Origin of the sequence: Psychrobacillus sp. NPDC096623, assembly GCF_044762655.1 — a bacterium.
Lineage (GTDB): Bacteria > Bacillota > Bacilli > Bacillales_A > Planococcaceae > Psychrobacillus.
The window spans coordinates 1-19,536 of sequence record NZ_JBIWER010000012.1; the positions used below are offsets into that span (position 1 = coordinate 1).

A 19,536-nucleotide genomic window follows, 5' to 3' on the forward strand; every position below is an offset into this window, starting at 1 on the left:
TTAAGTCCCCCACTTCACAAACTCGGTAAATTAAGCGAGTTATTCTCCACTTTTATGTCTATTATCTCCCATCATATAGATGTTAGAACTTTCTCCTGGTTTTGCATTTGAATTAATTGGATTCTGATTATTGTTATTAATTTTCTTATTTCTTCTGTCAACTAATAAAGCAAAGGTGATAATAACAAAAAGAATAATAAGAACTATTAACCAAATCATATTTATCTCTCCTTTATTTACAGTATATTAGAACTTTTAAAACCTACAATCTTTTTAAAGGATTTTCTTCTTCAACTAAACTGCCCCGTTAGTTTAAGTGAACACTTTCACAATCTTATATTTATTTTAGCATTATTAGCCAATTGCAAATATATAGAGAAACCTAATCTCCACATTCATTTATGATTAATCAACCTTATCCTTTAATCTTAAAAGAAGGAGAAAGACCTTTTTGGTTGAATATGTATAAAAAGGGGGTGAATTATAATTATGGAAAATATATTTATGCCAACTGAATTAGAACATATGGAGGTAATCTTTACAGTTGCAAGCCCTTTAATTGAGGGGCTAGGGGTTATGATTTTAGGTGAGCATACGCATGGAAATGGGGGTTTACCCACTATTAGAATATATTTGATGAGAAATAATAACGAAACTGATATTTATGAAATCGAGAAAGAACTAGAAGCGTTTAGTTTCCTTACTTTACATTCAGCATTAGAATTTGTGAAAAGCTTTCCTCATATGTCTGCACTAGATTTAATACTTGCAATGAATTCCTTAGAAAGCGTTTAATATAAAAGTAAACCAATACATAGAAAATGGTAAACTTTATTCTAATAAATTCGGATATAGTATTACATGTATTAACAGAGGTGAAATGTTTGAAAAAATACAACATAAAATTACTAATTAATAAACAGTTACAACCATCGTACTGGGTAGAGGTACAGAGTGCTAGAGAACCTAAAATAACCAGCTTGGGAGTAATGCAAATTGGTGATATTTTCTTCAACTCGATTAATGTGGAGGAGTTAATAATATCAGAAAACTAGCAGTCTTGTTGAATGGAGAAAAACTCTAATTAGGAAAAGGTGATAAGGTTAAAAACCCTATCACCTTCTCTTATTTTTCTAATTCTTTTTCTTTACCTTTCGTGGAAACTGCCTCTTTTAAATCTTTGGTTTGGCTATTATGTGGATTGAGTGAATTAATATTTTTTTCCAGTGATTCTTTTGATTGTAATAATGGATTTTTTATCAAATGCCAGCCAAGTGTGACGTTGTGTTGGTGGTCAGCTTTTCTATTTTTTTCTTTAACGTACCTACCTACACGCTCATTTAAGAGCTTTTCATTCTTTTGATGTAAATAACCCGTTTCTTTTGCATTGGTCACTGACAAGAATCGGTCGGTGTTGAGTGACTGAGCAATTGCTGTTTTCTGTACGAACTTTTGCCCCTCTAACTTCTTCATAAATGTTCTTTCTGTTGTTTTTCCACCTTCTAGTGTCACAACATACTTACCATCTTCTATTTTGGTGATTTTCATGAAATCTTCGACCTTCTTGAACTCTTTACCAATCTCATTCTTGTTCTCCAATACATTGATCACATGGTATCTACTCTCTAAGTCACTTAAAGGTACCAATCTATTGGTGTTCGTACGTAAGATGAAATGGTTGTCCCGAGTACTTTCTTCCACTTTCGCAAATAGTACCAGGCCATTCTTCAGATCAACCAACTGCAATGTAGGAGTATCTTTGAAATTTACATTTAATTTCTCTTCCAGTTCCGATTTTACTTTGGAAGGATCGATGGATTTATAAAACTCTTTGATTTTTTCACTTTGTAATGAGTTGATTTGTTCAATCATCTGACTGGACACTTGTTGCACTTCTCGAATTGCTTGTTTTGCTAAGTTCAAATCCTGTGCCCATGTAGCTATATAGCCTGTAGACGTTAGGTTAGTGTCTAACCCGTAGTATTTAGATACTATATAAGCTGCTGATTCTGCTTGCGCTTCTTTATGTCCTTGTGGGAACTGATGCATATCATTCGATTTATTATGGAGTAAACCGTGTGCATATTCATGGATAACTACTCTAAACTTCGCGTCCATTGTTTGGGAAACGGCTATATTAATGACGATTTTATCCGTTTTTCGTTCATAAAAACCACCGTAGGACTCGTTTTCATGATTTTTTTCTATGATGGATAAAGGATTCACCTGATCTGTATTCACTTGTTCTACAAAACGCTCATACAATTCACTTAGTGATTCTTCTGATTGTAAATCGTTCTGTACAAAATCTCGAACGTTAGGCAGCTCTCTCCCACTCGTCTGAGATACATCAAACACTTTGCCAAATACATAGCCACTGATCGTTTCTTTTACTTCTATTTGAGCATCGCCATGTTCATCTTTTAAAATATCACCAGTCTTTGCATCTACTTTTTGTTCGATTTCTTTTTGGAATGTGGGAACTAGAATTTCAATGCTCTTTTCCCCTTTATTCACTTGACGACCAAGTTCCTGCCATTGTTTAAATCCTCTAATCATGGTTGCTTCTGGTTTTTGTGATGCGATAAGTAAGCTATTATGAAATGAATAATGATGTCCAGAAGCCATGACATTCAACAAATCCTGAAAACGGTCGTTTTTGAATAAATCTTCTAAGTTCTGTTCTAACCGTTTGGAAACAGCAGTCAAATCAACTTTACTCGACATATTCAATCACGTCCTTCCGTACATACCATGCCTCATATAAAGGCGATAAACTACCTTCCACTCGAACTGGTGTGTAACAAGTTACCGTGTAATCTGCGATGTTTTCCTCTAAATCAAGCAGACCCTCATATGTAAGTGCCTCAAAGGGCACAGGATCATAAAAACTAAGTATCCGTTTATCTGTTCCGAGAATTTCACTTATGGTCAGATACATCCAGTTCACTCCCTTAATGATTTTTCTCCCCGATTGGATAGCGTTAGAAAAAGTTTTGAATAGTGACTTCCTTCTCTTTTAATCGTTTTTGAATATCTTCATCTTCTAGGCTTTTTTCTTCCTCCGTGTAATTGACTTCCAAATTAGCTTCATCAAAATCAAGCCCTAAGTGTTCGGCTTGATCCCACTCTTCTTCAATTACTTGAGCAATTGTATGAGAACCAGTAGAAGGTTTGGATTCCAAAGATTCTTTTGCTAATGTGGCTGCAGTTTGTGAGTCTACTATTCTATTAGTCGTAGAAATAGGTTCTTGCTTACTAAACTGCGCTACATAATCTCCAAAAACTTCAGATTGCCAAGCTTTTTCAAGTTTCATTGGGAACATGCCACTAACAAAAAGATAGCTAGTATCTTTTGGAATGTTTGATAAGTCCCCTTCCGGAATTAATGGTCTCTTCACATATTGTTCAGACTGACTAGAACTTGCACTCGATTTCCCACTCATGAACCCTCCACTTTGACTGGTGCTGCCTGTTTGAATTTTTGCCGTTGTCTCCCCTGCAAGCTGAGAGAAATATCTAATTGTCTCCATGTCTTTACTTCGTAAATATAAGAGAGTGTCGTGATTCGATAAAATAGAGCGAGCTAGCTCTTTTCCATACATGGCTTCTATTTGTCCGTTATCCTGGACGATGGTGTTCATGGATAGACCTAAGCCCCGACAGGTGGCAAGCACACGACCATATTTTTCTATTTTGCCGATATTGGCAAACTCATCTAACAAGAAAATCGTTGGTATTTTGAGTTTTCCATGATTTTCATCGGCCATCTTGTAAAACTGCGAGATCAGTTGGTCAAAAAATACCGAAGTCAGTGCCATAAATGGATTATCATCCATTGGTAATTTGACATACAGTATACTTTTTCGTTCCTGGAATTCTCGGAAGTTAAAATCACAAGCTCTGGTCATCAAGCTGATTTTGTTTAGTGTAAAGATACTTACCTGTGATGCGAACGATGATGTAACACTTGCTCTTGTGTTGCCTCCTAGGGTCGTTAACCCTTTTAACAGTTGATAGGCTGGATGTTGTTGTGTTAACTCATCTTCTACCCATTCCCGGAATTCATCTTCGTCAGGTGCAACTTTCTCGTTAAAAGTATCGATCACATCTTTCATACTGGCATTTGGTATTTCTGTTTTACAGTAGACAATTAAGCCGGCGAGCATCTTTTGTGCACGTTCCATAAAGAAGTCTTCTTTACTATCTTTTGTGGAATTCTTTGCAATTGTAACGGAGACACTTTGAGCATCTTGATCATCTAAGACGTAATCTAATAGGTTATAGCGATCTTGATTAAAGTTAATAAAGTCTACTTGGTAGACCTGATAGCCTTGTTCACGCTTGATTTTTGCAGTTTCATGAAAGAGTTCTCCTTTTGGATCCGTTACAATAATCGTTTCTTCTCTATTATTTAATAGGTTTGGAATAACATACGATTGTCCTTTTCCACTACCACTAGAACCAACGACATATACATTTCGATTATCAATAGTAGTCGTGCGTGGAATTATCAGGACTTGCTTCTTGTCAGGTACTTTCCCGACGATTAATCCATTTTCTAGCGTTTCAAATGTTTTAGCCGGATTGGATTTACTGTATTTATTTCGTTTGGATAGCTGTTTGCCATTCATTACCTCGTGAGGCCGAGTGAATCTAGATGAACCATGTACCCCGTAATCATGTGCATCCTCATACGATTTTTCCATAAGGTTCATTTTGGAAAGGAACCAGAAGAAGAACACGCCCATTAATAGAATGATTAGTATTTTTGTTTGGTTATCCGCATCATTCATCACATAATCAAATGTCCCTGTCACATCGAGTAACCGGCTATTCAAACTACCTTTCAACATTAAGAACGTGAACAGACCGGAAAGAACATACCCGATAAGGAGCGTTAATAAAAATGTAACTGCTATCTTTATTCCTGCATCCTTTCGAAATTTTCGTTTGGCCATTTGTTTTCCTCCCCCCTTTTTATAAATCTACTTCCAAATCTAACTGCTGACGGATTCGTTTATCTTTTGTTTTCCTTCGTATTCTTGACGATGTTTGTTCTTCTAGTTTGGATGAATGAACCGCTCTTGATTGTTGGATAAGTTGGTTAATCAACTCAACCGATGCTCGTCCCCCCACGAAATGAGAAATATCTTTTTGTACGTTAGACAGTCGCATAAAAAAGCTACTTGTTTCGTTTTTCTCAAATGTTTGATACCTAAAACTTCGATCGTTTTCACGTTCTTTAGCAAATAAAATACAGGATCTTAACGAAGGACTAAACCCTCTACTCAACTCCACTTTATAATGCCTTAGAATATCTGCTTTTACTTGTAGTGGCACCCCTTCTAATTTGGTTAATAAAGATTCTCTTTCATCCGCAAATCTACTACTTATTAACTGCCCTAATTGAACGTCTATTAGCTTAGCCTTTCGGGTCGATTGGTTTAAGAGCTGGACCATCGTATTGAGCTTGATGGAAAGTTGATAAACCTGGTCCGGTTCACCTCTGTTTTTTATAAGTGCATCTTTCTCTATACCCAACTTATTCCTTGTTAAAGATTGAATTCGAATGGATTCACTTATGGAATCACACTTACTTAGAAGCTGATCAATTTCGGCAAGAGATAGCACCTCTTCTAACTCTTCTGGATAGGTTATTTGTTCTCCTCTATTTTCTATTAGCGAATCAAGTATCTCTTGTTTTTTAAGAAGAACTCGGTCATTCCATTTATATTCCTCTTCTATATCTGGGTAAAGCTGATTTAAGGTGCGATGTGTGATAAGGGCGTAAGTGTTGTAAACTCTCTCAGAATGATTTATTAATATATCTTGAGTTTTCATTAATTTTTTCTGATCATTTTCTGCCCCTTCATAAGCTTCTAATCTAGGTATAAATTGTTCGTAAAACCCCTTTATTGTAAAACCTTGAGACATAAGGAAACCTTTATCTTGTGCATGATAAGCTTTGTTTACAGCATCTAGCAATGAATGAGTAACAGTCAATTTCGCTTCATTTGATTCGGTTGTTCTCTCTTTCCAACGGTATAATCCTTCTAAGTGGTTTCGTACATTACGGAAGGTTAATTCTTGCTTCAGACGACCTTTCAAGAAATGAATGCTTTTTTGATATTCAGGTTCAAGTTGGCTCATCACCAGGCTGGTTTCTTCATGAAGAATTTTCTCCACCGATGGAGTAGATTGGTGTGCAGCAAGTGACACTATTTTCGAATTTAGTTTAGAGATTTGTTCATTTGTATTCCTAATTTGTTTGTTTAGCTGATGATAAAAAGTATTCGCTTCTTTCCCGCTGGCTTCTAATCGTTTCACAAACTGGTATTCGTTTCGATCTAGCCTGACTTCCGCAATTTTCTCTAGTCCCTGATCTTCAAAAGACATTGCAGAAACACGTTGATCGATGTTACTTTCAAGAAACGTATCGTTTATAATATCCGCATAAGCAAGTCGCCATCTTACTAATGTGTCCCGGTTATTCCAATCGGTTGTCGACACGGTTTGAAAAACCTTTTTCCCATCTTCTGTTCGTTTTATATCTCCACGTTCATCTCTTTCGTACTCTCTTCTCTTCTTTTCACCCCAAGAGCCATCTTCATTGAACGGACGAACGGTAAGTAAAATATGGGCATGTGGGTTGTGTTCTTTGTCTCGGTGAATAGCTACGTCCGCAACCATCCCCGCGTCAACAAAAGTGGATTGAACAAATTTCTGAACCAACTCACTTTGTTGATCGTGTTTTAGTTCTCGTGGTAAAGCAATTAAAATCTCTCTAGCTAGTTGAGCGTTCCAGGCTTTTTCTTTTCTTTCTACTTCATTCCACAGTTTTTCTCGTTCTTTCGTCCACTCTGGTGCATGGTCGGGACTTAAGATAAATGCTTCTGGTGCCACTCCACGAGTTCGAAAGTTTTTCACTTCCTCATCCCGTTCTGAATATAATGCGTCTCCACTACGATAGCTGGCACTTGCTACTACTGATTGTGTCTTTTTACTAATGACATTGGCTCGAAGCATGTAATAACTCATCTTAAGTCCCTCCTTTCTTCTTTCTTCTCTTTTCGCTTTTTTTACTTTTCTTTTAACATCCGAAGGCGACCATTATTTTTTCTGTCCTCGGACAGAACCCATGCCACCACTTTTAGTGGTGTATAAATGGGCACTCGTCTTTCAGTACTCGGACTCATTGTACCATAAGTTTATAGAATAATGTGATTATTTTTATCCTATATGTTAAAATATAAATGAATAAGTTAAAAAGGAGTGAAAAACATGACGAACAAAATAGAGAAGATTCTAACCATCGAGCAACAAATTGAGAAGCTAAAAGAAAGACAAAAAAAGATCGAGGAGCAAATGCACATTTCCATTGGGCGTGAAGTATTAAAGTTATGGAATGTAGAGTCAGAAGAAGAAGCTATCAAATGGATACAAAAAATGGCTCCCCAAGTAAATGGCATGAAAAGTGTAGCTTCTGAGGAAGTGAGTGCGAATGAAATATGATCCGCTGGAAGAATCAAAAGACTTAAAAGAAAGGATAAATCAGCTGCAGCAAAAGAAGAAACAACTGGAGACAGAAACTAGAAGGAAACTAAGCTGGGAGAAAAGAAAAGCGCGGACAAAACGCTTGATTGAAACCGGAGCCCTTGCAGAGAAGTATTTTGGAATAGAGGATTTTACCATCGAACAAAGAGAAAAAGTTTTTCAGACATTTTCCGATTTTGTGAAGAAAAATAAAGTACGAAGTTAAAAAGATGTAGCGAAGTGTTGGTAAGGGTTGAAATTCATAAATTAGAGGAAGAATATCCTTAATAAAACAACTCTTTCTTGCTGTAAATGGTAAAATGAATCATAGCTTTTTTAAGATAAAGGAACCTATAAAGTGAGTATACTGAATGATTAGGAGGATGAATGTTCATGGACTTTCAAGAAATCGACATAAAGAAAAAGAAATTAGATCAGGCTCGTCCTTTACCTGTCCATTCAGTAAAGTCCTTATTAAATCATGTGTTGATTGACTGGACCTACAATTCAAATGCCATAGAAGGAAATACATTAACCATTTCCGAAACAAAAGTGGTTTTAGAAGGAATGACTATTGGTGGAAAAACGATGCGTGAACATCTAGAAGTCATTAATCACCGAGATGCCATTGATTTCTTAGAAGAAGTAGTTCAAAAAGATGAAAAGCTCAATGAATGGACAATAAAATCGATTCACCGGCTCGTCTTAAAAGGAATACAAGATGAAAATGCTGGTGTGTACCGGAAAGAAAATGTCTTGATCGGGGGTGCCTCTCATCGTCCGCCTGACCATATAGTTGTTCCAGAGCTAATGGAACGTTTTGTGGAAACGGTAGAAAATGAATGGTCTACTTTGCACCCCGTTGAACGGGCAGCAAAGGTCCATGCGGAGTTTGTAAAGATTCACCCTTTTGTAGATGGTAACGGACGTACTTCTCGCCTACTGATGAACTATGAACTGATGAAAGCTGGCTTCCCCCCTGCCGTTATCAAAGCAACTGATCGTGCAGCTTATTATGATGCGTTGGATCATGCTCATACAACAGGTGAAGATGAATCATTTATTCAGTTAGTGCAAATCTCAGTTAATGAAAGCTTGGATCTTTGGTTGAGTGTTCTTTAGAAGGTTGGCGCAAAAAGTTATTGCCTAAATAAAATTTAATATTCAATACCCCTTTACAGTGCCTTACTACATTATTTAAATGTTGTAAGGTTTTTCTGTTTTTAAATGTAGTATATTTTAAAAATTTATAAGTAATCTTCTCCAGAAATTAAAGGGAATTTTATTAGTTTGTCGAATTAGAATTATTTAGTGAGATTTTAAAAAGGACGGTGATTCACTGGTTGTTAGGGAATCATTAGTAATTCATAATTCCATAACAATTGTGGTATATATGTGGTCAATGCTCCACTAGGGATCATTAATAAGAGAATTACGATGATTCATCGGTGAGTAGTGAATCACAAGTGTTGATAAAACCAAATACAGATATTATAAGCTTACGCTATTTAATTTTATTAGTTTGATATTTGTGATCAATCAGTGGCGAATGCCCCACTAGTGATGCTTTGAATAAATCTTGTTGTGCTCTATAAGTGGTTAGGGATTCACTAGTGATTTATAATCCCATAACCTTTGATGAATTACAAGTGGTCAATGATTCACAGGTGTTCGAAAACAAAAATTGGTGATGATTCACTGGTAGCTAGTGAATCACTAGTCTCAATAATATGAATACATCTGGGTGTTGGATCTCTTATAAGCTGATTAATTTTATTTTGATGTTCAGTATTTGTTGTCTACAGATGGATAGTGGTTCACTAGTGAACAAGCAAATAAATATTTTAGTGTTCAACAAGTGGTTAGAGATTCATTAGTGCAATAAAGTGTGAGTATGTAGTTGTACGTTGGTTCATTACAGTTAGTTCATTAATGAGGAACTAGCCACATGTGAAGCATTCTTATTATAAATGTAGGAGGTTTGTAGATGGAGTTAAAAGAGGCAGTTTGGCAAATACGTGATTTCACTGAGGAAATACAGAACAAATACGAAGAAGAAACGACTGTTAAAGAGTCCGTTCATTACAATACAGTAGATAAATGGTTTAAAGAACTCGAAAGCAAAAGCATTCATTACATTCAAAGAACTGCAGAAACGAATAAGAAGATTTACGATGAATTGGACTTAGCAATTGCCATATTTATTTTAAATAAGAGGACTCAAAAATGGAGTTTAGACGCCATTTTTAATGTGCTCGCAGATCATATAGAGGTAAGGTCTTTTCCGACGGGAGATTTTGTTGAGTCACCAGAAATCAGTGAGACACTAGTGATGCGAGAAATGAGTCTGCAATTAGAAAAAATGCAAAAAGAAATGGAAGAAAGATTAATTCTAGAGTTAGATAAAAAACAAAAAGAATTAGAGCAACAAGTATTGAATAGGCTGCCAGTTCCCAAAACGGCACAAGAGGTAAGAGCCGAAAAGACCGATTTTATGATTACATCCATTCGAAAGCGCTATGAGATTGAAGAAAAAGCAATTGCTGAATGGAGTAAATTACCCCTGGAGCAAAGAGTAAGAAGAGTAGGTTTTTTTCGTAAAGAAGAAGACCTCTTGAAACGGGATAGTTTTATTAGAGAATTTGTAAAGAGTTACGTTGAGGATATAAAAGATTAATTTTAACGAATAGAAATACAACGTAGATAAGACCAAAATTTTTAAAAAACTGAACGTATGGTTATGAAGGACTTTTTGGAACAAGCAAAAAGAGGACTACTATTATTTTTTCTGAGTATGATAGTAGTGAATTTATGAAATTAAAAAGAGCTGAAGAATTTCTTAGTGGTTTGCTTCAAAGTCAGTTGTTAGGACTGCACAATGAACCTAATGAACTAATCGGAGATTAGTATTTTGGTTGAACATGAAGGAAGGAGGCTTTTAAATTGAAAACTGTAGTAAAAGTAATTCAATGGTTTGGTGTAATTGTTAGTATGATAGCGTTGTTATTAGTAAACTTCGGTAGTCCAGTTAATACAAAAACTATCGGAATATTAATGACTATAGCAATACTTAGTGGCATTTTTGGTGGTTTATTAGGTAAAATAAGTAAGCTTTCGCTCGTAGCTCTTATTATGTCATTTTTAGCAGTTATGTCATATTTTTATATTGATGATAGAATACTCTTTAAAATATTTTTGCTAATTAGCATAGTTCTAATTCTAACGAATGCAATTATGGACTTGCAAAAAAATAAAAAGCAATATGAAATTAAAAACAAATAAGAATAAAGAGATAACTATGAAAGCTAGAATATGGTTAAAGAGTAAATCAGGAACCAACTCTATTCTTCTAAGAATAAAGGCAGGCTGGTGCAATAACCAGATTAGGATTAATCTCTCATGAGTGCTACTCGTATAGAGTGTGACAGTCTGTGATGCACCGTGATCGTTGGAGTCAAACTAAAGGGTGCTTTAGTTGAAGAACATAGAAGAAACAAGAGGATCTCCATATATAATGAAGATCTTTTTTTGTTGTTCATTATTTTTTGAGTTTTTCTTCCCAACCTGTATTTTCGGATGTCATCCAAGTTGTTAAATCAGAGGTATTATTCCGTCCACCAGAATCCTCTTTATTAAAGAACTTGTCTTCATTTATAAATAAATTTTCAACCGAAATATTTATATCCCAGAACCTTCTAGTGAGTCCAATAAAGTTCGCCGCCGCCCCATTACTAGAAACCAAAATATTAAAATGATATATAAGCCTCAACCTTGCACTTTAAAACCCATTGTCACAATCTTGCATAACATCCTATATATATTCCCTTTATCCTAGCTTATATTTTAAATAAGACATAGATTAGGAGGAACTATAGAGGAGGAACCTTTAAATTTAGAGAGTATTGAATATTTTGATTGAACATGAAGAAAGGAGGCTTTTAAATCGAAAAATGTAGTAAAAGTGATTCCATGGTTTGGTGTAATTGTTAGTTTGATAGCATTGTTTTTAGTAAGTTTCGATAGTCCAATAAATTCAAAAACTATTGGAATATTAATGACTACAGCAATACTGAGTGGCATTTTTGGCGGTTTATTAGGTAAAATGAGTAAGCTTATGCTCTTAGCTCTTACTCTGTCATTACTAGCAGTTATGTCATATTTTTATATTGATAATAGAATACTCTTTAAAATATTCTTGGTAATTAGCATCGTTCTAATTCTAACGAATGCAATTATAGATTTACAAAAAAATAAAAAACAATATGAAATTAATAACAAAATAGAATAGGAGAGATAACTATGAAAGCTAGGAAATTATTTACTGTAATTATGATTTGTTGCTTATTTTTATCTACGCTAACGTTTAATTCTAATAAAGTTTTAGCCGAGGAAATTGAAAATACTAAGGTGAAATATACCCCTTTAGAAGTTAGCAATTCCTATAGTAAAGTCATGGTAGAAGATTTAGAAACTGGAGAAGTGGAGTATATAGAATCAGTACTTGAAGAAGGAGAATTCGTTCACTACGTGTTTAATAGTGAAGGGGAAGAAAAGTATAAAGTCGAAGCAGTCGGTAACGAGATTCAACTTAATGGCGAAGTGATCGCTACTAAGACCTCTGAAATTACTGAAAAATTAAAAATGGATACAGTTAAACCTACTGAATATAGTACTCAGGCTATTAAGTGGGAGTATACAACAACCAGTTCTGGAAATAGCTCGTGGAAGTATGCCCAAGCTACTTTAATTGCTGCTGTAATCGCAACACTTTTAGGTGTCCCAGCTGGGTATTCTATAGTATTGACTATTGCAACCACCTTTGCCGGCCTTGAGCTAACAACGGTTTATTGGAAAAAATCTCATTATATAGATGCAAATAGAACTTATAGTACTTGTAAACTTGCTTCTAATACTTCTTTTTATAAATACTCAAATTATACTGGATTTATTAAATCTACAGGTCTAGTTGAAAATTCTATTGATCCTTGCAACCAACCTTATTAATCTAAATAATAATGTGACTCACCAACAAAAAGGAATGGCTTGATTGAAAAATCAAGTCGTTCCTTTTATGTTATATAGTATAGTTATTTAATTCAGATTTAGTGTCAATTAATTTTTGTTTACACTATAATCTTGCTAATTTAACTTACTCTCTATTTTAACTTAAAGGGAGTAATTTTTTTGTTTTGCATAAATTTTAATCAATAGAGACTTCTTATTATTCTATATGCGAGTTTCCTTGCCTAATCCAACTAACTAATTGCTCGTAGTCTCTTTTTAATAAGTTGTATTCTTGAGAGATCTGATCATATGATTGCTTCATCACTTTAATATTAATGTATTTCACCCTTTGCTTTTTAACAAATATATGCGAAGTAGGTGTAAATAAAACTAAATAAGGATCTTTTTTAATCAATAAATCCTATAGCTTATTTAAACTTTATTTTTAAACAATAACATCGTGAATTAAAAAACCTTGCTCTGTTCAACGTAGAGCAAGGTTTTTTAGTTTAGTAAGAAGCGCTCCTAGCCTTCTCTTTGTGATCTAACATGTCACCATTCTTCTCTAAACTCAATTGTATTATTTTTACTAGAATCTAACCGAAAATTCCAATAACAGGTTTTCCTGTCTTAGTGATCTCCAATTATAGGGTCTTTAATAGGTTCACTATTTGATAAAGCGCCTAGCGGTGAGGAATTATTAACTTCAGCATGAATGGTACTAGAGAAATTAATAAATATTCCGAGTGCTAGAAGTACCGTAATCGCTATCTTTCTATTTTTTTTTCTCATTTTTTTCTCCCCTTAGTCTATGTCTTATTTATACTATAAGATACAATAAAAGGAATATATATAGGATGTTATGCGAAAAAATTAAATTTGGGGTGTTAAGATGGAAGGTTTAGGGAAAAAAGTGGCATACTTTAGAAAGTCCAAAGGTCTATCTATTAAAGCTTTGGCGGAAAATCTATGTGATGATTCTACAATATACAGACTGGAACAAGGAAAACAACTGCCGAGATTAGAGATATTAAATGATATCTGTTTGAAACTAGAAATCCCATTTAAAGCATTATTTCCTTTAAATGAAGTGGTAGAGGAATTAAAAAGTCTTTGCAGAGAGTTTACTTATACAAATGATTATTTGTCTTTAGAGTTAACGTTAGACAAATGCAATGTAGTTTTAGAGGGAGTTTCCTCCATCTATTTAAAAGAAGAGTTTAGGAAGTTTATACAATGGCATAGAGCAATACTTCTCCATAAGAAAGAGAATAAAGCTCATGATGCATTAAGTATCTTGAATGAACTCGTAAGTTTGAAATCCTGTGGCTCCGAACTTGATATAAGCATATTGAATTCAACTGGTCTTATATATCTATCCACTAATAATGTGGAGGATGCACATAAAATATACATCGCAATTAATGAAAGGATAGAGCAACAAAGAATAATAGAGGATTTTACCCTTTTTCCAAGAGTCAGATATAACTATGCTTATTCTTTATTTAAGTTAAATTACTTTGACAAGGCATTAACAGTATCGTATGAAATTCTCCATTATCTAGAAACCCATCAATTGATCTATTCATTAGGGAAGGTGTACCATATGATAGGACTGTTATTGAAAAGTGAAGGGAATTTAACTGATGCAGAAGAAGCTTTTAATAATGCAATTCTCGTATTTACCTTAACTAAAGATCAACAAAATTTAACTAGAGCAAAAACGGATTTATCAAGTCTTCATGCTAATTTTTAATTAAACTATATATCAACCACCAATTTAAATAAAAGTATAAACCTCACTCCTGTCTAGCATTGGGTAAGGTTTATTATATTTAATATTTAGTCATATCTTTGAAATGACATTATTAATACACTGAATTTGCTAATAATTAAACTTATTAAATAGCTACAATCTGTAGGTAACCTCAACTCAGGCTGTACTAGTCCATACTTTTTAGTTGCACTTTAAATGGTCCAAATGTAATTTCTAAAATCTTTGTTAAAGGTAAAGGTTGATTTGTAGTGAAATGGTATGGTGACACGTACCCTACAACTGATTAAATTAAATTCACCACAATTGGATATTAATACTAATGTTAAAATAAGAACAAGTTTGTGAAGGTTTACACTTAAACTAACGGGGCAGGTTAGTTTAATAAGTGGTGTTGGAGTTTGGATATCTTAGTGGGCTAGAGGCATTAATCCAATAATGGATTAATGCTCTTTTTGTTTGTATATTCAAATATAAGATTAGAGGATAAAAATTATTTTCAAAATATCAATAAAACGTGACGCTTTCATTTTAATTTACGTCTAAGTATATAGAAAGAGGTGAACAGTTTTGGAACAAGATGAATTAACTAAATGGTTTGATGAATATGGTGAATCCATTTTAACCTACATACTCTTAATAGTGAGAGACTATCAATCAGCAGAGGATTTAACACAGGAGGCTTTTATAAAAGCTTATAAAAATCAACAGAAATTTGAGCAGAAATCGACAGTGAAAACGTGGTTATTCTCTATCGCTTTTAATGTGACAAAAGACTATTTTCGAAAAAAACATCCACTACAACATTATTTGGGTTTAACAATGGCAGAGAAAGACCATAAGCCAATACCTGAACAAATCGTAGCTATGAATGATCAAACTGAACAATTATATAGGTCCCTTCAACAATTAAAACCTTCTTATAGGCATGTGATTATTTTGCGGAAGTTAAAAGAATTTTCTACAGCAGAATCAGCCCTCGTTCTAAACTGGTCTGAAAGTAAAGTGAAAATGACTTTAAAAAGAGCCTTAGCGGAACTTAAAAATGAATTGATAGAAGGAGGGTTTACCTATGAAAACTTTCTTAGATGAACAATTTAGTGATTTAGAACAAGAGCTAAAGATGACAGACAAATCTAAAAGATTATTAAGAAATAAAATTTTGCAGAATACGCATATAAGTAAAAAACAAAATTTGAAAATGTATACATTGGTTGCCACAACGGTATGTTTCCTTATTTTAATCATGTCGCCATTCTATTCAACAACAATGGCTAGTCTTGTTTCCAAAATTATACCTATATCGATTACTCCTAGTTTTTCAAGTAATCAGGAAAACTCTAATTTAACATCTCAATTGGTTAAATTAGTGGAAGGGGAAGGATATGCGGTGAGTTCAGTCGGGATAACACCATCCCCTTATACAATTGAAATTTCACTCATTTTGAAGGGTTCTATATTGAAACAGGCAACAGATGATCTTGAACCAAAGATAAATAATTATCTATATGAAAATGGTTATGATGAATATGAATTAAAATTTTTAGGAGTAACTGAAGCATCTACAAATGATCAAGCCGATGATACAAGCAGTATTTATGACAAGGTACGTGAGATTGTGAAGGAGGTTTTCTCATCATATGGATATGCTAAAGAAGCGGATTATGAATTAGCAGGACTTAAAGAAACATGGTTTTCCAATATTGTTTTAATTGATATGCCTGATCATATTCAACAGTCAAAACAAATTATTGCGGATATCGAAAAAGAAATAGAATCACAAGATTTAGATATAAAAGATATTGAAGTGAACACCTTCAACTTTGAACATCGTCAACAAGATAATCGTTGGGCATATATAGCATCTGATATATATGATGCGATGGCAGGAAAATCGACTTATCAGCTGACAGGGGTATCTTATAAAGTGAAGGCAGGGCATTCCTATGTTTATATTAAAACGGATTTGGCTAAATCACCTTCTGAAGAATCTATTCAACAAATTGAATTGGCAATACAAGAATATTTAGCTTTACCAGATACGAAAGAGCAAATTCACAGTGATAAATATACGATTCAATTATTGTTAAAGAATGAAAAATCATTTGTTAAAATAACAAACTAGATATAAGCCATACACTTTAGTATTAGGAGCTGTTAGGCAATATAGTAGTTTTAAGAGTTATCTCTATTTCGCATTTGAAAAGAAACGATTCCGTATTATACTTTGGACAATCACATCAGATAAATAACTATATGAAAGAGTTTGTGAAGGATTATACTTAAACTAACGGGTGCTTTAGTTAAACAAGTGGATGTCTGTAAGGGTAGTTTTTTTCTAATTGAACTAACGGGGCAGGGAGGGTTTTAGTCGATGGCTTCACGCTTAAGTGCTACTTTACGTCACCCGACAACAAAAGGTGTTAGAAAAGCGCCAAGTCAACGAGAAAACGTAAATATTTACGTTGTAGACCCATCAGTTAATAAGGCTTGGGCCGTATTACCAGAATTTTTGTATATTGATAATGCAACCGATATACCAAAGCTTAAATCTTCAACTTATCGACAATATGCTGCTGAGGGAATTGCAACAGGTATAAATAACTTCGTAGCAACACTACCTCCTATTAATTAATATAAAAAACGGTTAAGGATGATATATTATCCTTAACCGTTTTTTGTTAAACATATAAAAATTTATTATTATTTTGAACCTAAAATGTTAATGGCTCCGTCTAAAATATAAGCAAGAAAAGGTGGTGGTGATATATGTTTAATTCAGAGGAGAAGTCCCTATTGAACTTTGAAAAAATGATAGACAGCTATGGTGAGTCATTAATGCGGTTAGCTTATACGTATGTCAAGAATCGTCAGGTAGCAGAAGATATAGTACAGGACGTTTTTATTCGTGCTTATGAAAAAATAGATGATTTTCGAGGTGAATCCAGCTATCAAACTTACTTATACCGTATGACAGTTAACCGATGCCACGATCATTTCAGAAGTTGGTCCTTTAGAAATTTACTTTTTTCAGATAAAAACTATGACCATAAAAGGCAAGAGAACTCAGTTGAAACAGAAATTTTAAGTAAAACTGTTCACAACATATTAGGAGAGGAAATACTTTCACTACCTTTGAAATACAGGGAAGTTATAGTTTTTCACTATTACAAGGAATACAGTATTAATCAAATAGCAAATATATTAGAGATATCCTCAAACACTGTGAAAACACGATTACGAAGAGCAAAGGATAAACTAAAAGAAAAAATGGTCGATAAGGTAGGTGATCAATATGGATGAAAAAAAATTTAAGGAAAGTATTGATGATTATATTGGTGATGAAAAACTATTTAACGAACAATTAAAAGGTCGTATTTTAAATAAAATTAGAATTAAAAAACAAAAAAGGGTAGCAATATATATGTTTAGAAAACTTGCACCAATCATGGTTTTGTTTTTAGTAATAGTAGGCGGAACTGTCTTTTATTTGATTTCAAGCACAACAGAAAAACAAGTGGTTAGTTCACCAAAGGAAGTAGACTTGGTAGTTCCAACACAAGGAAATGAAGGTTCAAGTAGTACTAGTTTGGATGAAATAGACCACGAGAGACTACGAGAAACATTAAACTTGTCATTTAGAATAATTAGCGCAATGATAAATAAAGATTACGAATACTTGGAATCTGTCATTGATCCTTCAGTCAACCTTAATAAAGAGAATAATTCCTTTACCTTTAGTGAATCAACATATGAGCAACCATTAATTGAGAATTTTGATTACAACAACTTTGAGTACAGAGGTTACCATTTTGAGGAAGATAAAGTACGCATTATTTTAGGTGTTAACAATGTATCATACGAGTTTGAGCTTGTTGAAGGCAAAAGCGGTAGCTATCTACTAAAGTCTTATTTAACTAATTAACATTAACCCTAGCAAAGTCACACAATTTTTTGTGACTTTTTTTGACAAATCTTTATCAAGATATTTATGAGGAGTAAAGCCTTTTTTCTTATTGAACTGAATCGGTAGGTTAGTTTAAGTAATTTAAAGGGATTATTGCGAACATAATAGAATTATTGACATAGGTTGAGGATTTACTAACAATGGCTTAGTAGAAGAAAAAATTAATAAACCTAAAGGTAGGATTAATATAGGGGGATTTAAATGCAGAAAAAAGGGACTTTATTATTAATAACTTTAAGTATTATTCTTTTGTTATCTGGTTGTATAGATAAAACAGTGGAAAACAGTGGCAAATTAGATGAAAAAAAGGATTCGGAAAAACTAATTGAAGATAAAGAAATTCAAATAAGGGAACTAGAAAAGAAGAATGAGGAACTTCAAGACACATTGTCTAGTATTAAAACTGATTTAAACTATACGAAAGAGGAAGCCGATTATTATAAAAATTTGATTGATGAACTTATTAGTGATTATAGTGAAGCTCAATTGGAAGATTTAGCGAAAAAATTATGGGATTACGAGTTAGAAGTTAATGGATTAGCTGTTCCGAGAAACGGTATAGTAGAATTACAGGAAAACATAATTGAAATTTCGTTGATACAAAGTCAACCAGCTTATGTTGTTTTACCAGATGACATTTTTATTCAAGGGAAAATCAGTGGCAATTATAATGAACATTTAAAATTTACCTCTAATCCATCTGAAACATATAGCACTGATGGAACAGTGGTGACGGGGGTACATCACAAATTTGTTGATGTGGAAAAAGGGACAACTATTTCATTCTCTGTTACAGAAGAGTTAAAGAAAAGATTGGGATTAGATACCTCGGAAATTACTATAAAAATGAGATAAGTATTTCTTAAGTCCTAACGGGTGCTTTACTTCAAAAAGGGGTAAAGCCTTTTTATTGAAGTAATTCAGCAGGTTAGTTCAACAAGAATATAGGGAGGTATAGAGTTGAATTTCATCATAATTTTACTTTCTTTACTTATCTCGACGATGGTGTCTGTTTGGATAATAAAAAAGAAAAACAACAAAAGGATTAGCATGTTTTCAGCGTTTTTAATTAATTTGTTGTTTTTATCAGTAGTAACGTGGGTTCTATATAGTATGGATGCAGAAGCGAAAATATTTGGTTTTGGGCATTCGGGTCTTTATGTCTTGTTATTTGCTATTCCAATAGTAACTTGGGTTAACTTTTTAATTCTTCAATTTGTAAAAAAGCAAGGATAAAAGGAGTTATTCTTCTTAC

Annotated in this window: 21 protein-coding genes; 15 read left to right on the forward strand and 6 right to left on the reverse strand. The window is 33.7% G+C overall.

Going from position 1 to position 19,536, the window contains the following annotated elements:
* Nucleotides 1-39: 39 nt before the first annotated feature.
* Nucleotides 40-219, reverse strand: a complete 180-nt coding sequence (locus ACIQX2_RS19100) for a hypothetical protein (RefSeq protein WP_402854215.1) — start codon at nt 217-219, stop codon at nt 40-42.
* Between the two features lie 270 nt (nt 220-489).
* Here ACIQX2_RS19100 and ACIQX2_RS19105 point away from each other — a divergent pair, with 270 nt between their 5' ends.
* Nucleotides 490-795, forward strand: a complete 306-nt coding sequence (locus ACIQX2_RS19105) for a hypothetical protein (RefSeq protein ID WP_402854218.1) — start codon at nt 490-492, stop codon at nt 793-795.
* A 330-nt stretch (nt 796-1,125) separates the two neighbouring features.
* Here the strand turns inward: ACIQX2_RS19105 and ACIQX2_RS19110 are convergent, their stop codons facing one another.
* The 4 genes from ACIQX2_RS19110 to mobQ are packed head-to-tail and all read right to left on the reverse strand — an operon-like array spanning nt 1,126 to nt 7,041.
* Entirely contained in the window at nt 1,126-2,727 is a 1,602-nt protein-coding gene (locus ACIQX2_RS19110; protein ID WP_402854221.1) for an ArdC-like ssDNA-binding domain-containing protein, read from the reverse strand.
* Nucleotides 2,717-2,941 (reverse strand): hypothetical protein, encoded by a 225-nt coding sequence (locus ACIQX2_RS19115; protein WP_340780230.1) that lies wholly within the window; start codon nt 2,939-2,941, stop codon nt 2,717-2,719. The genes ACIQX2_RS19110 and ACIQX2_RS19115 overlap by 11 nt, the downstream gene beginning before the upstream one ends.
* Nucleotides 2,942-2,984: 43 nt before the next feature.
* Complete coding sequence (locus ACIQX2_RS19120; protein WP_402854226.1) at nt 2,985-4,961, reverse strand: VirD4-like conjugal transfer protein, CD1115 family; 1,977 nt, start codon at nt 4,959-4,961, stop codon at nt 2,985-2,987.
* Nucleotides 4,962-4,980: 19 nt separating this feature from the next.
* Complete coding sequence (gene mobQ / locus ACIQX2_RS19125; protein WP_402854229.1) at nt 4,981-7,041, reverse strand: MobQ family relaxase; 2,061 nt, start codon at nt 7,039-7,041, stop codon at nt 4,981-4,983.
* Nucleotides 7,042-7,284: 243 nt separating this feature from the next.
* On the opposite strand from mobQ, the gene ACIQX2_RS19130 reads away from it, so the two are divergent.
* The 6 genes from ACIQX2_RS19130 (at nt 7,285) to ACIQX2_RS19155 (ending at nt 12,540) form a co-directional block, all read left to right on the forward strand.
* On the forward strand, nt 7,285-7,515 hold the full coding sequence (locus ACIQX2_RS19130; RefSeq protein WP_402854231.1) for a hypothetical protein: 231 nt from the start codon (nt 7,285-7,287) through the stop codon (nt 7,513-7,515).
* The gene (locus tag ACIQX2_RS19135; protein WP_402854234.1) at nt 7,505-7,762 is read left to right on the forward strand and encodes a hypothetical protein; all 258 of its coding nucleotides are present in this window, start codon (nt 7,505-7,507) and stop codon (nt 7,760-7,762) included. Before ACIQX2_RS19130 ends, ACIQX2_RS19135 begins: the two co-directional genes overlap by 11 nt.
* A gap of 167 nt (nt 7,763-7,929) precedes the next feature.
* On the forward strand, nt 7,930-8,658 hold the full coding sequence (locus tag ACIQX2_RS19140; protein WP_402854237.1) for a Fic family protein: 729 nt from the start codon (nt 7,930-7,932) through the stop codon (nt 8,656-8,658).
* 865 nt (nt 8,659-9,523) lie between these two features.
* Complete coding sequence (locus ACIQX2_RS19145) at nt 9,524-10,213, forward strand: hypothetical protein (RefSeq protein ID WP_402854240.1); 690 nt, start codon at nt 9,524-9,526, stop codon at nt 10,211-10,213.
* Between the two features lie 266 nt (nt 10,214-10,479).
* Nucleotides 10,480-10,818, forward strand: a complete 339-nt coding sequence (locus ACIQX2_RS19150; RefSeq protein ID WP_402854243.1) for a hypothetical protein — start codon at nt 10,480-10,482, stop codon at nt 10,816-10,818.
* A gap of 1,017 nt (nt 10,819-11,835) precedes the next feature.
* Complete coding sequence (locus tag ACIQX2_RS19155; RefSeq protein WP_402854245.1) at nt 11,836-12,540, forward strand: hypothetical protein; 705 nt, start codon at nt 11,836-11,838, stop codon at nt 12,538-12,540.
* Between the two features lie 630 nt (nt 12,541-13,170).
* Here the strand turns inward: ACIQX2_RS19155 and ACIQX2_RS19160 are convergent.
* Nucleotides 13,171-13,332: a hypothetical protein gene (locus tag ACIQX2_RS19160; protein WP_402854248.1), complete on the reverse strand. Its 162-nt coding sequence runs from the start codon at nt 13,330-13,332 to the stop codon at nt 13,171-13,173.
* Between the two features lie 100 nt (nt 13,333-13,432).
* On the opposite strand from ACIQX2_RS19160, the gene ACIQX2_RS19165 reads away from it, so the two are divergent.
* The 8 genes from ACIQX2_RS19165 (at nt 13,433) to ACIQX2_RS19200 (ending at nt 19,517) form a co-directional block, all read left to right on the forward strand.
* Nucleotides 13,433-14,296: a helix-turn-helix domain-containing protein gene (locus ACIQX2_RS19165; protein WP_402854250.1), complete on the forward strand. Its 864-nt coding sequence runs from the start codon at nt 13,433-13,435 to the stop codon at nt 14,294-14,296.
* Nucleotides 14,297-14,884: 588 nt separating this feature from the next.
* Nucleotides 14,885-15,406 (forward strand): RNA polymerase sigma factor, encoded by a 522-nt coding sequence (locus tag ACIQX2_RS19170; RefSeq protein ID WP_402854253.1) that lies wholly within the window; start codon nt 14,885-14,887, stop codon nt 15,404-15,406.
* The gene (locus tag ACIQX2_RS19175) at nt 15,387-16,439 is read left to right on the forward strand and encodes a DUF4030 domain-containing protein (protein ID WP_402854256.1); all 1,053 of its coding nucleotides are present in this window, start codon (nt 15,387-15,389) and stop codon (nt 16,437-16,439) included. The genes ACIQX2_RS19170 and ACIQX2_RS19175 overlap by 20 nt, the downstream gene beginning before the upstream one ends.
* A gap of 249 nt (nt 16,440-16,688) precedes the next feature.
* Complete coding sequence (locus ACIQX2_RS19180) at nt 16,689-16,949, forward strand: N-acetylmuramoyl-L-alanine amidase (RefSeq protein ID WP_402854258.1); 261 nt, start codon at nt 16,689-16,691, stop codon at nt 16,947-16,949.
* A 161-nt stretch (nt 16,950-17,110) separates the two neighbouring features.
* The gene (locus tag ACIQX2_RS19185; protein ID WP_402854261.1) at nt 17,111-17,617 is read left to right on the forward strand and encodes a sigma-70 family RNA polymerase sigma factor; all 507 of its coding nucleotides are present in this window, start codon (nt 17,111-17,113) and stop codon (nt 17,615-17,617) included.
* Nucleotides 17,610-18,239 carry a hypothetical protein gene (locus ACIQX2_RS19190; protein ID WP_402854263.1) on the forward strand — a complete coding sequence of 210 codons (630 nt, stop codon included), beginning with the start codon at nt 17,610-17,612 and terminating at the stop codon, nt 18,237-18,239. Before ACIQX2_RS19185 ends, ACIQX2_RS19190 begins: the two co-directional genes overlap by 8 nt.
* Nucleotides 18,240-18,482: 243 nt before the next feature.
* Complete coding sequence (locus tag ACIQX2_RS19195; protein ID WP_402854266.1) at nt 18,483-19,136, forward strand: hypothetical protein; 654 nt, start codon at nt 18,483-18,485, stop codon at nt 19,134-19,136.
* A gap of 105 nt (nt 19,137-19,241) precedes the next feature.
* Nucleotides 19,242-19,517 (forward strand): hypothetical protein, encoded by a 276-nt coding sequence (locus ACIQX2_RS19200; RefSeq protein WP_402854268.1) that lies wholly within the window; start codon nt 19,242-19,244, stop codon nt 19,515-19,517.
* Nucleotides 19,518-19,536 lie beyond the last annotated feature (19 nt).

Excerpts from the sequence above, each read along its gene's own strand:
- ACIQX2_RS19175 (WP_402854256.1), top strand. The coding sequence starts at position 15,387 with ATGAAAACTTTCTTAGATGAACAATTTAGTGATTTAGAACAAGAGCTA.
- ACIQX2_RS19155 (WP_402854245.1), top strand. The coding sequence starts at position 11,836 with ATGAAAGCTAGGAAATTATTTACTGTAATTATGATTTGTTGCTTATTT.
- ACIQX2_RS19130 (WP_402854231.1), top strand. The coding sequence starts at position 7,285 with ATGACGAACAAAATAGAGAAGATTCTAACCATCGAGCAACAAATTGAG.
- ACIQX2_RS19140 (WP_402854237.1), top strand. The coding sequence starts at position 7,930 with ATGGACTTTCAAGAAATCGACATAAAGAAAAAGAAATTAGATCAGGCT.
- ACIQX2_RS19190 (WP_402854263.1), top strand. The coding sequence starts at position 17,610 with ATGGATGAAAAAAAATTTAAGGAAAGTATTGATGATTATATTGGTGAT.
- ACIQX2_RS19165 (WP_402854250.1), top strand. The coding sequence starts at position 13,433 with ATGGAAGGTTTAGGGAAAAAAGTGGCATACTTTAGAAAGTCCAAAGGT.
- ACIQX2_RS19120 (WP_402854226.1), bottom strand. The coding sequence starts at position 4,961 with ATGGCCAAACGAAAATTTCGAAAGGATGCAGGAATAAAGATAGCAGTT.
- mobQ (WP_402854229.1), bottom strand. The coding sequence starts at position 7,041 with ATGAGTTATTACATGCTTCGAGCCAATGTCATTAGTAAAAAGACACAA.
- ACIQX2_RS19180 (WP_402854258.1), top strand. The coding sequence starts at position 16,689 with ATGGCTTCACGCTTAAGTGCTACTTTACGTCACCCGACAACAAAAGGT.
- ACIQX2_RS19145 (WP_402854240.1), top strand. The coding sequence starts at position 9,524 with ATGGAGTTAAAAGAGGCAGTTTGGCAAATACGTGATTTCACTGAGGAA.
- ACIQX2_RS19110 (WP_402854221.1), bottom strand. The coding sequence starts at position 2,727 with ATGTCGAGTAAAGTTGATTTGACTGCTGTTTCCAAACGGTTAGAACAG.
- ACIQX2_RS19195 (WP_402854266.1), top strand. The coding sequence starts at position 18,483 with ATGCAGAAAAAAGGGACTTTATTATTAATAACTTTAAGTATTATTCTT.
- ACIQX2_RS19135 (WP_402854234.1), top strand. The coding sequence starts at position 7,505 with ATGAAATATGATCCGCTGGAAGAATCAAAAGACTTAAAAGAAAGGATA.
- ACIQX2_RS19100 (WP_402854215.1), bottom strand. The coding sequence starts at position 219 with ATGATTTGGTTAATAGTTCTTATTATTCTTTTTGTTATTATCACCTTT.
- ACIQX2_RS19105 (WP_402854218.1), top strand. The coding sequence starts at position 490 with ATGGAAAATATATTTATGCCAACTGAATTAGAACATATGGAGGTAATC.
- ACIQX2_RS19160 (WP_402854248.1), bottom strand. The coding sequence starts at position 13,332 with ATGAGAAAAAAAAATAGAAAGATAGCGATTACGGTACTTCTAGCACTC.
- ACIQX2_RS19115 (WP_340780230.1), bottom strand. The coding sequence starts at position 2,941 with ATGTATCTGACCATAAGTGAAATTCTCGGAACAGATAAACGGATACTT.